This window comes from Sunxiuqinia dokdonensis (assembly GCF_001270965.1).
GTDB lineage: Bacteria > Bacteroidota > Bacteroidia > Bacteroidales > Prolixibacteraceae > Sunxiuqinia > Sunxiuqinia dokdonensis.
In genome coordinates this window covers 1-13,138 of record NZ_LGIA01000214.1, presented here as the reverse complement: position 1 = coordinate 13,138, position 13,138 = coordinate 1, and the positions used below count along the sequence as shown (strand labels likewise).

General features: G+C 46.7%; 10 protein-coding genes and 1 pseudogene. 7 read left to right on the top strand and 4 right to left on the bottom strand.

Features of this window, described 5'->3' with window-relative positions; translation table 11 throughout:
* Positions 1–101: 101 nt before the first annotated feature.
* The 4 genes from NC99_RS20395 (at position 102) to NC99_RS20380 (ending at position 6,512) form a co-directional block, all read left to right on the top strand.
* Positions 102–995 (top strand): AraC family transcriptional regulator, encoded by an 894-nt coding sequence (locus tag NC99_RS20395; RefSeq protein WP_053188458.1) that lies wholly within the window; start codon positions 102–104, stop codon positions 993–995.
* Positions 996–1,159: 164 nt separating this feature from the next.
* Positions 1,160–2,704 (top strand): acyl-CoA dehydrogenase family protein, encoded by a 1,545-nt coding sequence (locus NC99_RS20390; protein WP_204375077.1) that lies wholly within the window; start codon positions 1,160–1,162, stop codon positions 2,702–2,704.
* 174 nt (positions 2,705–2,878) lie between these two features.
* Complete coding sequence (gene yccS, locus NC99_RS20385) at positions 2,879–5,053, top strand: YccS family putative transporter (protein WP_053188456.1); 2,175 nt, start codon at positions 2,879–2,881, stop codon at positions 5,051–5,053.
* An 85-nt stretch (positions 5,054–5,138) separates the two neighbouring features.
* Positions 5,139–6,512: a dipeptidase gene (locus tag NC99_RS20380; protein WP_053188453.1), complete on the top strand. Its 1,374-nt coding sequence runs from the start codon at positions 5,139–5,141 to the stop codon at positions 6,510–6,512.
* Between the two features lie 114 nt (positions 6,513–6,626).
* Here NC99_RS20380 and NC99_RS20375 read toward each other — a convergent pair whose 3' ends face one another.
* The 3 genes from NC99_RS20375 to NC99_RS20365 all read right to left on the bottom strand — a co-directional run bounded on the left by NC99_RS20375 (position 6,627) and on the right by NC99_RS20365 (position 9,738).
* Positions 6,627–7,709, bottom strand: a complete 1,083-nt coding sequence (locus NC99_RS20375; protein WP_053188450.1) for a 3-oxoacyl-ACP synthase III family protein — start codon at positions 7,707–7,709, stop codon at positions 6,627–6,629.
* Between the two features lie 10 nt (positions 7,710–7,719).
* Positions 7,720–8,487, bottom strand: coding sequence for a UDP-2,3-diacylglucosamine diphosphatase (locus tag NC99_RS20370; protein ID WP_053188447.1), 768 nt, complete (start codon positions 8,485–8,487; stop codon positions 7,720–7,722).
* A gap of 102 nt (positions 8,488–8,589) precedes the next feature.
* Positions 8,590–9,738, bottom strand: a complete 1,149-nt coding sequence (locus tag NC99_RS20365) for a TlpA disulfide reductase family protein (protein ID WP_053188444.1) — start codon at positions 9,736–9,738, stop codon at positions 8,590–8,592.
* Positions 9,739–9,902: 164 nt separating this feature from the next.
* Between NC99_RS20365 and NC99_RS20360 the strand changes: the two genes are divergently transcribed.
* The 3 genes from NC99_RS20360 (at position 9,903) to NC99_RS20350 (ending at position 12,875) form a co-directional block, all read left to right on the top strand.
* Entirely contained in the window at positions 9,903–10,838 is a 936-nt protein-coding gene (locus tag NC99_RS20360) for a bifunctional riboflavin kinase/FAD synthetase (RefSeq protein WP_053188441.1), read from the top strand.
* Positions 10,839–10,975: 137 nt separating this feature from the next.
* Positions 10,976–12,394, top strand: a complete 1,419-nt coding sequence (gene ahcY, locus NC99_RS20355; protein ID WP_053188438.1) for an adenosylhomocysteinase — start codon at positions 10,976–10,978, stop codon at positions 12,392–12,394.
* Between the two features lie 49 nt (positions 12,395–12,443).
* On the top strand, positions 12,444–12,875 hold the full coding sequence (locus tag NC99_RS20350) for a hypothetical protein (RefSeq protein ID WP_053188434.1): 432 nt from the start codon (positions 12,444–12,446) through the stop codon (positions 12,873–12,875).
* 3 nt (positions 12,876–12,878) lie between these two features.
* On the opposite strand, the pseudogene NC99_RS22210 reads toward NC99_RS20350, so the two are convergent.
* Positions 12,879–13,138: pseudogene (locus NC99_RS22210) on the bottom strand (hypothetical protein); the annotation flags it as partial.

Genomic DNA, 13,138 nt, shown 5'->3' with positions numbered 1-13,138 from the left:
GAACGAATAAGCGCTCAAAAGGAATATCATAAGCAAGAGTGTAGATGGTATATTTACATAGACAAATACTATATTTGCATTCAATCCCAGAATAATTGCCCATGAAAATTATGCACGAACAACTCAGCTTTCGGGGAACAAACTCCTTCAATATTAAGTGGGATGATTTTCCGCATTTCACCTTTCCCTGGCATTTTCATTCTGAATATGAGCTGGTTTACGTGATCAGGAGCTTTGGGAAACGATTTGTAGCCGACCACGCCGAGGATTTTCAGGATGGCGATTTGGTTCTGCTGGGCCCCAACCTTCCACATTTTTGGAAAAACGACGAAGCCTTCTTTCTGAATGATCCCAACTACCGGGTCAACGCCATTGTCATCCATTTTCCAGCTCACTTTTTCAAAGACCAGTTGGAAAACTATCCGGAGTTTTTGGCCATCCGTGATTTGCTGTCACGCGCTGCCCGCGGTTTGAGTTTTCAGAAATCGGTGGCCGACCGCCTGGGCCCCCAGCTGAAAAAACTACTAAAAAAGAAAGGATTGGAGCGTACCTTGCTATTCCTAAACATTCTCGAAAAACTGTCTAAAACCAACCAATACAAGTTGTTGGCCAGCAAAAGCTATCGCCTCAACCTGGACAATTGGTCAACCACACGACTCGACAAAGTGATGCACATTATTAATGCCAACTACCGGCAAGCCATTAAACTCGATATGGTTGCCAGCCACATTGGAATGAACACCACGGCCTTTTGCCGCTACTTCAAAGAAAAAACCGGCAAATCGTTTATCGAATTCGTCAATGAAATGCGCATTGGCTACGCCTGCAAACTCTTGCTCGAAGGCAAGCAAAGCGTATCACAAATTTGTTTTGAGAGTGGCTTTAACAACTTATCCAACTTCAACCGCTGTTTTAAACGCACAACATCCCTGTCGCCGGTTCAGTATCAAAACCAATTTCACCAGGCCAATCAACCTGTTAATTCTGCGAGCTGAAGTTGAAACTACGATCGGAACCAGCCGACAAGCTCCAGCTCTGGCCGTCAACAAGCTCACATAATAAGAGGCAATCTAATTTCAACCGGAAAAGAACAATATCGAAGATCAAGTGTTCTGAACTTTTGCGAGGTTTAATTTGCCATGCTTTAAAAGAACAACGAATGAATGAGATTATTGAGATGAAGACGAACTCTCCGGAGAACAAAAAAAACACACAGGAACCCATCCAGCAATTTTTGGGGAAACTAAAAGAAAAAATGAAACAAGTCTATCACCAGCGGGGTGATATTGACAAATACAGCCAGCAACGGGGCCTTCCGCCCTTTGTACTGCGCGAAATCATGGAATGCAACCCGCTTTCAATCGGTATTCCCAAAGCTTATGGCGGACGAGGCGCCCTGATGAATGAAAACCTGGCCCTTCTGGAAGCAGCATCGTACGAGTCGCTGGCACTATCACTTACCTTTGGAATTAATTCTGCTTTATTTTTACAACCGGTAGGAAAATACGCCCAGGAAGAAGCGAAAGCCTCTGTTTTCAAACGCTTTATTGAACATCGGAACATGGGCGGATTGATGATAACCGAGCCCGACTTTGGAAGTGATGCCTTGAGCATGCAGACGCATTTTCAGGAATCAGAAGGCCAGTTCCATATCAAAGGAAAGAAACACTGGGCCGGACTGACCGGATGGGCTGACTTTTGGCTGTTGACCGCCCGAAGAAAAAACAGCGATGGCGATTTGCAACGCGACATCGATTTTTTTATCTGCGATGTGACCCAGCCCAATCAATCCATTAAAGTGGAAGAATTTTACGACAACCTGGGCTTGTATCAAATTCCATACGGGCGAAACCACATCGACGTAAAAATCCCTGAAGTTCAGCACTTACAACCCCATTCAACCGGAGTGAAAATGATGCTCGACCTGTTGCACCGCTCGCGCATGCAGTTCCCGGGCATGGCCATCGGATTCATTCACCGAATTATGGACGAAGCCATTAGCCATTGCAAGCAGCGCTTCGTTGGCGGCAAAAGCCTGTTTTCCTATGACCAGGTTCAGGAACGCCTGTCTAAGCTGCAAGCTTCGTTCACCATCTGCTCGGCCATGTGCTCGAACAGCGCCAAAAAAGCCGGCGTAGAAAACGACCTGACCGGCATTGGAATTGAAGCCAACGCCGTAAAATCGGTGGTAACCGACCTGATGCAGCAGGCTGCCCAATCCATCACCCAGTTGGTGGGTGCCGAAGCATACAAACTGAGCCACTTGGGAGGCCGAGGCATTGTCGATAGCCGCCCGTTCCAGATCTTTGAAGGATCAAATGATATTCTGTACGCACAAATTTCAGAGGGAATCGTAAAACAAATGCGCAAACTAAAACAACGAAATTTATTCAATTTCCTCAAGGAATATGAACTGACCAACCGTTCAGCTGATCAATTAAAGGAGCTGTTCAATTTTGAAATGGACCTACAACTTCCGCAGCGAAAACTGGTTGAACTTGGCCAGGTGTTGGGCCGAGTCATCTCCATGGACATGGTTCACCGACTGGCTGACGAGGGTTTCAGACGCGACATGATTGAAGGTGGCCTGAACATGCTTCGGCAGGAAATTCAGCAAACCATGAGCAGTTTCCACCTGCAAACAAACGATGTTGCTGTGGTAGATTATCAGGAAAACAGCTCGTGGCTGAAGTATTCGCTTTAAAATAGGCACAAACAAGATATCACGAAAGCATCAATCCGGGAGATTGGTGCTTTTGTTTTTTTTCAGAATAAAATAAAACACATCATTCGCATTGAACATTACGAACGGGCAGAAAACGGCGTCCACTCTTTTTTGTTAATTTTGAAAGCCACACATAAAAAAACAACATACCGAATGACAAAAAATAAAACCCAACGGCTGGCCGAACGACTCACAAGCCGAGCATGGTACAACGCCTATCGTCAGGCTTTTCTCAGCAGGCCCGACCTGTTGATGGCAGCCAAAGCCACTTTTGCCATTGCCCTGCTAGCTGTTCCGCTTGTTGTTGCCGGCCAGTCGTTTATGGCCATCACCCTGGCGCTGGGAGCCTTAGCCGGCGCCTTGTCCGAGACAGATGATCACCCCAAAGGCCGCATCAAATCGCTGGCTTTAAAGGTCGTCAGTTTCGGGATCTCGAGTCTGGCCGTTGAGTTGCTTCGTCCCTACCCCATCGTAATGGGACTTGGGCTTGCAGTTTCCACCATTGTTTTTTTACTGATTGGCGGACTTAGCGAACGCTATCGCGGGGTAACCTTCGGCGCAATCCTCGTAGGCATCTATGCCATGCTGGGCACCGAAATCAGTCCTGCTTGGTACTGGCAACCCATTCTGCTGCCGGCAGGAGCTTTGTTCTATGGCCTCATTTCGCTAGCTTTCTTATACCTACACCCCTGGCGTTTGCTCGAAGAACGCCTAGCCCGCGGCTTTCTGGCCCTGTCAAAATACCTCGTTTACAAAGCCAGCCTGTTCCCCAGCGACGAAGCACTGCAAGGGAAACTGCGCAACCAGCTCGCTCTGCAAAATGTGCAAGTCGTTGATGCGCTGGAAGGCTGTAAAGAAGTGCTCAACAGTTACTCCGACGCCCTTCAGGACGATGGCCCGCTGAAACCCTATCTCCGTTATTTCATGTTGTTGCAGGGTTTGCATGAACGGGCCGCATCGAGCCACGACCGGTACGATTTGCTGAGCAGCGACCCGCAAAACCATGAATTGCTGGAAGGCATTGGGCAAACGCTGGTTCAGCTGTCGCAGGCAACCAAACAATTGGCCAACAGCCTGCTGACCGGCATTCCCTACCGTCACCCGGTATCGCTGGGCTGGGTGGTCAACGTGCTGAACGACCAACTGGAGAAACGCGGCGCCAGCCAGGCACACCCGCTCGCATTGCTGGTTCGAAACCTCACCCGCTCGCACCAGTCGTTGGTCAATCTAAGCGAAAACCAACAAAGGAGTATCACGCCCCAGCTGGCAAAAGACAAACGAACCATTGGAGAACGACTGCGCAGCCAACTCAACTTTAATCATCCGCGGCTACGACATGCCATCCGGCTCAGCTTATGTTTCTTGATTGGTTTTGCCATTTCCGAAGGCTTTGATTTGGCCAAAGGCGAATGGATTATTTTGACCAGTCTGTTTGTGTGCCAACCCAGTTATAGTGAAACCCGTCGTCGCCTTTTTCAAAGAATACTGGGGACCATCAGCGGTGTCATTGGAGGTGTGCTAATCGTTCAGCTGCTGCCAACAACGGCTGGCCAACTGATCTTGTTGCTGTCTGCTGCCTTTGCTTTTTTTGTTTGGCTGCGCCGAAGGTATGCCATTTCAGTGATCTTCATCACCATTTTTGTACTCAGCGCCTTCAACCTGATTGCCGACAAAGGTGTGGCCCTGATGTGGCCCCGACTGCTGGACACCCTGATTGGCGCCGCCCTGGCCTTTGCCACCGTCCGGCTGTTGTGGCCCGACTGGCAACATAAACGGTTGCCCAAGTTACTGGAACACGCACTGATTAAAAACACGGCCTACTTTCGGGCCATCATTCTCGAATATGAGCAACCGACCACCGGCGATGACTTGGACTACCGGATTGCTCGCCGCGAAGCACACCGGGCCGACAACGCCCTGGTATTGGCCTGGCAAGACATGCAAGTGGAACCACAAAAACGTCAGCAGTTTCAGCAACAAGCTTTTACGTTAACCTACCTGAACCATGCTCTGCTGTCGTACCTCTCGGCCTTTGGTGCCCACCGCGAGCAACAGCAAACGCCCAACGCAGAATCAATCCATTTTGCCAAACAAATTCTGGAAGCCTTGCAGCGTGACGATCACTCCGGCTCCTCAGCCAATCCGATGACGAACAACGACCTGAAGGCCATCCAGAATCAGATTCGTCAACACATGCAATCAGCCGAACACAGTTTCAGCAAAATGCAATTTACCTTGCTGTATAATATTGCCGACGTCTCCATTCAAATGCTGCAACAATCTAAACTCTTCGGCAAAAGTGAAGAACCGAGCATCGTCAAAATCTGAATCCGAATTCCATGAGTTTTCTCTTCTTCATTCTCCTTTGAAAACTTTAATTTTACTGATTCTGAAATAAACAAAAAGAAAAAGCATGAATTTGATTGAAAAATACATCGAAGAAAACAAGGATCGATTTCTGAATGAATTGTTTGGGTTGATCCGCATTCCATCCATCAGTTCCGTATCGGCTCATAAGCCCGACATGTACCGGGCTGCTGAGTATTGGAAAGAGTTACTGATGAGCTCCGGCGCTGATCATGCAGAAGTATTTGAAACCGATGGCAATCCGGTGACTTATGGCGAAAAGATTATTGACCCGGCAAAGCCCACCGTGCTGGTGTACGGGCACATGGATGTGATGCCGGTTGAACCACTTGAACTATGGAAATCGCCGCCGTTTGAACCCGAAATACGCGATGGGAAAATCTGGGCACGCGGGGCCGACGACGACAAGGGCCAAAGCATGATGCACGCCAAAGCTTTCGAGCTGATGGTGAAAACCAATACCTTGCCTTGCAATGTAAAATTCATGATTGAAGGCGAAGAAGAAATTGGCTCACCCAACCTGGGCAAGTGGTGCGAAGAAAACAAGGAAATGCTGAAAGCCGATGTCATTCTGGTTTCCGATACCACCATGATTCGGCCCGACCTGCCCACCATTACCACTGGCTTGCGTGGCTTGGCCTATTGGCAGGTGGAAGTTACCGGCCCCAACCGGGATTTGCACTCGGGCATGTTTGGCGGTGCCGTGGCCAACCCCATCAATGTGCTGTCGAAAATGATTGCGCAAATGACCGACGACAACGGACACATTACCATCCCGGGCTTTTACGATGATGTATTGGAAGTTTCGGCAGAAGAACGGGCTTTGATGGCCAAAACGCCTTTCGATTTGGACAGCTACAAAAAAGCACTGGACATTGAGGAGGTTGCCGGCGAAGCAGGTTATTCAACAATCGAACGGACCGGCATCCGCCCTTCGTTTGACGTGTGCGGCATTTGGGGAGGCTATACCGGCGAAGGTGCCAAAACCGTGCTGCCATCAAAAGCCTTTGCCAAAATCAGTAGCCGCTTGGTGCCCAACCAAAACCATGAGGCGATTGCGGAAATGTTTCAATCGCACTTTCAAAGTATTGCTCCCAAAACCGTTAAGGTTGAAGTGACTCCCTTGCATGGCGGACAAGCCTATGCCTGCCCGATTGAGCTGCCGGCTTATCAAGCCGCTGAAAAAGCCTACCTCGATGTATATGGCCGTCGACCGCTGCCAAACCGCAGTGGAGGGTCGATTCCAATCATCTCTACTTTTGAGCAAGTGCTGGGAATCAAAACCATTTTAATGGGCTTTGGCCTCGAAGCGGATGCCATTCATTCACCCAACGAAAACTATCCGCTGGAACAGTTTTACAAAGGCATTCAAACCATTCCTCTGTTTTATAAATACTTTGCCGAAATGAGCGAAGTGTAGTCGTAAAGTGGAAACATTTATTGAGGGCCTCGTTCAAAATGAGGCCCTCAGTAAACAAAAAAAAGCTGCCCCAATTGATGAGACAGCTTCAATATTTAAGTCAAGCAATCGTTGCTACCACTTGTACACAATCGAATTGATATTCATTCCAGCTCCCACCGAGCATAAAATAACATAATCGCCAGGACAAATTTCCTGGTTTTCCATCTTCCCCTTAACAATCAGATCAAGCAGGGTTGGCACCGTGGCCGTTGATGAATTTCCAAGCTTGTTAATGCTCATGGGCATAATTCCATCGGGAATATGCTTCTCCTTATATAATTTGAAAACTCCTTTCAGGATGGCTTCATCCATCTTTTCGTTCGCTTGATGAATCAGCACTTTTTTGATATCGCCCAGTTGCAGGCCGGCTTTCTCCAGGCTGTCTTTTACAACCCCAGGCACAAAGCTCAAAGCGTACACATACAATTTATGGCCTATCATTTTTATGAACAGGTCATCGCCTTCGTAATCCGGATTTGACGAAACACCCATGGTCAGTAAATTGGCATATGGAATGGCATCGGAACGACTGGCATGCGACAAAATTCCGATTGGCTCATCCGACCAGGTGCCTTCAACGATTGTTGCGCCAGCTCCATCGGCATAAATCATGCTGTCGCGGTCGTGCGGATCGGAAATGCGGGAAAGCACATCGGAACCAACCACGACACCCCGCTTATAGGTTTCACTGCGGATGTATGCGTCAGCGATAATCATTCCCTGGGTCCAGCCGGGACAACCGGATATGACATCGTGACAAATGCAAAATGGGTTTTTCAGATTCAACTTTCCTTTCACCTTATTGGCCAACGACGGAACAATATCGGTATGGGTTCTGCCGGAAGCCACATCGCCAAAATTGTGCCCCACAATAATGAAGTCCAGGTCATCCAAACTTATTCCGGCTGCCTGGCAGGCTCTTTTGATGGCTTCAGCTGCAATATCGGAATTTACCTGGTCCTCATTCACCCAACGGCGCTCTTCGATATTGGTAATCTCATGAAATTTTTCAATGATCTCTTCATTGGTTTTATCGAAAGGTTCCCGAGTGGAAGGATCATAAAATTTGTAGTCAGAAAAGTATTCATTTTTTACCACCTGCTCAGGAATGTAACTTCCTGTGCCAATAATTTTTGTGTAGATCTTCTTAGCCATAACAATCAATTCATAGGCTTTCGCCTGGACCTTTATATGTTTTCAATTCAAATTTTTCACCATCAAACACGCCATAGGAGAAATGCGAAATCCAATCGCCCAAATTAATGTAGCGTGTGTTTTTTCCAATGGGCAAATCTAATAACAAATGCCGATGACCAAAAATAAAATAGTCAACTTCTTCATCTTCAAGGGTTGATTTTGCAAAAAGGTAAAGTCCTTCTTTTTCTTCGCCATGAAAAGGCACAAACATTCCCTTGGTTAAGCGGCTTTTTTTCGACCAGGCATGCGCCAGCGCCACGCCCCAGTTGGGATGCAACCAGGAAAACAGCCATTGCAAAAAACGGTTTGTGAAAAGCTTCTTCAGCAGGTGATAACCTTTGTCGAAAGGATCCAAGCCATCGCCATGAGCCAGGAAAAATTTCTTCCCTGAAAAGGCGACCCGCATTTCTTCGCGATGAACATGCACGCCCAATTCGGATGGCAAATAATCAAACACCCAAACATCGTGGTTGCCTGTAAAAAAATGAACCGGAATCCCCGAATCGGCAATTTCGGCCAATTTACCCAAAGTGCGTGTAAATCCACGAGGGACAACGGTTTTGTATTCAAACCAGTAGTCGAAAATATCACCCATTAAGAAAAGTGCCGAAGCATCTTTTTTAATTTCGTCGAGCCAGGATACAAACAATTTCTCGCGCTCCCGATTATTCTTCAGGGCCGGAGCTCCCAAATGAATGTCAGAAATAAAATATATTTTATCTTGATAATCAGTCAATTTCTATTCTTTTATCAAAAAAAACCGGACAAATATACCAGTAAAAAATAAGTAACACGAATTGGTTTCGTCAAAGAATACGGGACAAAATAACGGCAGCGGTTATTTCAACTTTTCGCCCAGCAAACGATCCAGAGCCGGTCCTTTCAAATCTTTGGCAATAATAACGCCTTCCCGATCGAGCAAATAGTTGAAGGGAACTTGCTGCACATTATAATTAATCACCGCCGTCCGGCTGCCTTCCATGTCACCTACGTTAATCCAGGAAAGCTTGTCCTGATCAATGGCATCAATCCATTCGTAGCGATTTTCATCGATACTTACCTGGAAAATTTCGAAACCTTTGCGGTGATATTTATTGTACAGCTCCACCAAAACCGGGTTCATAATCCGCGATCCGCGATCCTGCGCCGACCAAAACTGAACCAGCACATATTTCCCACGCAGGGACGATAAAGCAACTTCCTTTCCATCGGGATTCGGCAGTACAATGTCTGGACTATTTTCGCCCTGCTCCTGAATGAGTTTCTGAATTCGCGCATTGCGCTCATCTTGCATCAGTTTAATCGTGTTGGCATACAGTGCTTTCACGTGTTCCGACTCCGGGTAGAAAGAATTTAGAGCCGAGGCGGCCGTTTTCAATGATTGAATATCCTGAATAACAAAATTATCGTTGTCGAATTTCTGATAAAGCGCCAAAACATTGGCCATTGAAAAAGGATGGGAGGTCACAAAATTTTGCGAATATTTGATCTGCTCCTCCACCACTTGATTGTATTCCTGTTCCCATTTCTTTTGAAGGGCCGGATAATTCGGATCTGTGCGAAACAGCACATGCAGCGAGCTGATAGAATCCAACTGGTGCTTGGTCCGGCTGAGTCGCTGGTTTAGCTCCTGCACCTGCTTCGATCCTTCAGAGCCGGTCACCAAATAATCGCGCGAAAAATTAGCTGCATCGCCGGATACCTCAACCTGCTCGGCAGAATCAACCAGCAGCGTGATAAAATTTCGCTCGCTAAGCTTTAATAGAAAAAAAGTAGGATGCTGAACAATACCATCAAATTCGAACTCTCCCGACTTGCCTATTTTTGCTGAATCGACATTTTCAGACGAAGTTACCTTCAACTTATCGAGGTAAACATACTGTCCCTCGGCATTACTAATGCGTCCCGAAATTTTGTAATGCGTCGAATCATCACAGGCTACAACAAAGGCAGCAATCGAAATCACCAATACAAATAATCTTTTCACGATTCAGTTTTTTTCAATTCTTAAAATGGTGGGTAAAAATAATAAATTACCAATCAAATCACCGGCTCGTGTGAAATCTTTTGACACTGGGCTTGTTTTCGCAATCGACCACTATTCAGAAATGCAAAATTATACTACTTTTGGCACTGCAAAACAAAACTTGAATGAAAGTTTATCGCGACGTTAACGAATTCAAAGTAAGCAAACCGGTTCTCACGGTCGGTTCATTTGACGGTGTGCATTTAGGGCACAGGAAAGTCATTAATCGACTCAACGAAATTGCCAGACAAAAACAGGGAGAGTCTGTCATTTTTACCTTTTCGCCACATCCGCGATTGGTGCTAAACAAAGACCACGGAAGTTTGCGCCTGCTTACCACGCTGGATGAAAAAATTGAGCTTCTTGATCAAGCTGGTGTCGATCACCTGATTATTTTCCCGTTCACCAAAGAATTTTCTGAACTTAGCTACACCGATTTTGTCCGCATTCTTCTGGTCAACCAGCTAAATATTGACAGCCTTGTTGTGGGTTATGACCACAAGTTTGGAAAAGACCGCAAAGGCGATTTTGACATGCTTCAGGGACTGGCCATGGCCTTCAACTTTAAACTGGAGAAACTGGATGCGCTACTTTCCGACAACATCAATGTCAGCTCAACGAAAATTCGACAGGCACTTCAAAACGGTAACATCACAAAAGCCAACCGGTATTTGGGCTATTCGTTTAGCCTGCACGGCACGGTTGTAGAAGGACAAAAACTGGGACGAAAAATTCAATTTCCGACGGCTAACATCGAAGCGTCCGATCCGCACAAAATCATTCCGGGTTACGGTGTCTATGCCGTTCTTGTTCATATCGACGGGGTTGTTCACCGCGGCATGCTAAACATCGGGACGCGACCAACCATTAACAACAACGCCGACCACCGAAGCATCGAAGTCCATATTTTTGATTTCGACAAAGACATTTATAAAAAACAGCTCGAATTGAATTTCATCACCAAAATTCGAGAGGAACAAAAATTTGGGTCGATTGATGGCTTGCGCTCGCAATTGGAGAAAGACAAATTGGATGTCCTCGATTTTTTTGAACAAGAATAGTGACGGGGCAGAATCTTTTGCTGGCGGCATGCGCGCCCGCCATTCCCAATCTACTTTAACTCCCATTCCCAATCTACTTTAACTCATGGTCGTTTCATCTGTAATTGCTATCTTTGCACACCAAAATTGAACACACTATGACAACAATGACAGAAAAGAAAATGGATTATAAAGTGGCTGATCTTTCGCTCGCTGAGTTCGGACGAAAAGAAATTGAAATTGCCGAGAAAGAAATGCCCGGACTGATATCCATCAGAAAAAAATACGCACAGGAAAAGCCTTTAAAAGGTGCCCGAATTATGGGTTCGCTGCACATGACCATCCAAACCGCGGTGTTAATTGAAACCTTGGTTGAGCTGGGTGCCGACGTGCGCTGGGCCAGCTGCAATATTTTCAGTACGCAAGACCATGCGGCGGCGGCCATTGCTGCAGCCGGAATTCCGGTGTTTGCCTGGAAAGGTGAAACCCTGGCCGAATATTGGTGGTGCACCGAACGCGCGCTCGACTTTGGCAATGGACAAGGACCAACACTGATTGTGGATGACGGAGGCGATGCCACCATTATGATTCACCACGGTTACGCGGCCGAAAAGAATCCGGCCTTGCTGGACGAGGAATTGGAAGCAGAAGATGAAATTCAACTCAATAAAACTCTGAAACGCATTCTGAGCGAAGATCCGCAACGCTGGCATCGCACGGCTCCCGAAATCAAGGGCGTATCAGAAGAAACGACAACCGGTGTGCATCGCCTGTATCAAATGATGGAAAAAGGAAGCTTGTTGTTTCCAGCCTTTAATGTGAACGACTCGGTTACCAAGTCGAAATTTGACAACCTGTATGGCTGTCGCGAATCGCTGGCCGATGGCATAAAACGTGCCACCGACGTGATGATTGGCGGCAAAGTTGTTGTGGTGGCCGGTTACGGCGATGTGGGTAAAGGCTGTGCCAAATCAATGCGTGGCTACGGCGCCCGGGTCATTATAACCGAAATCGATCCGATTTGCGCCTTGCAAGCGGCCATGGAAGGCTTTGAAGTGAAGACCATGGAAGAGGCACTGGACGAAGGAAACATTTTTGTAACCACCACGGGAAACAAGGATATTATTACTGCCGAACACATGGCTGGCATGAAAGACCAGGCTATTGTTTGCAACATTGGTCACTTCGACAATGAAATACAGGTGTCGCGCCTCGAAAAATGGCCCGGCATCACAAAACTGAATATCAAGCCACAGGTTGATAAATACATCTACGAAGATGGTCATGCCATTTATTTGCTGGCTGAAGGCCGCCTGGTAAACCTGGGATGCGCCACCGGACACCCGTCGTTTGTGATGAGCAATTCATTCACCAACCAAACACTGGCACAAATTGAATTGTGGAAAAACGACTATGAAACCGACGTGTACCGTTTGCCCAAACATTTGGACGAAGAAGTGGCACGCCTGCACCTCGAACAGTTGGGCGTGAAGCTTACCAAGCTTTCTAAGGACCAGGCCAGCTACCTCGGCGTTCCGCAGGAAGGGCCCTACAAACCAGACCACTATCGTTATTAATTGATATAAAAAAGCAGCTCACGGGCTGCTTTTTTTTGTATCTTCGGGCATGCCCGACAAAAAAGCACATGAGCAACAGGTTCTGCAAATTTTCAGAAATTTGATTGCCGACTTTCCAAAAGGTAAAGTGTTGCAAACCGAGTCGCCCGACTTTTTGGTTCGTCTAAACCGGAAAAAAGTGATTGGTATTGAACTGACTGAATTGCATGGACAAACTTTCTACGACAACCTGGGTTACTACCACAATCCCGAGCTGCTTTATCAAAACATTGAACATACCATTTCGGCCAAGGAGGAAAAAATTTATCTCTACCAAAAGAGCAAACCGGTGGAACTGTGGCTCCTCATTCATCTTCGCTCGTTTCAAAATCAGCTGAATTTTCATTATCGCAATAAACTAACCAACTGGGTTTTCCGTTCATCATTCGACCGGATTTTTCTTCTGGAAGAAACCAAACGCGAACTTCATGAAATTTGCTGATGACTAATTGCTCACATGCAATCGGCCTCCCGATACATTGACCCGGTATTGTTTTAAAGGTTCGGCCGATGGACCGCTGATGACATAGCCACCATCCAGCAAGTTATATTGCGTATCGCAACAAGGGCAAGTTCCAATGACATCATGATCGTCTTTAATCCGGCAATTAAAATCAGTTTCATAGGGGCAGGTCATATCATAGGCATAAAAAGGTTGTCCCCGCGGGTGAGGTTTTTTTTTTTTTTTTTTTTTTTTATATGCCG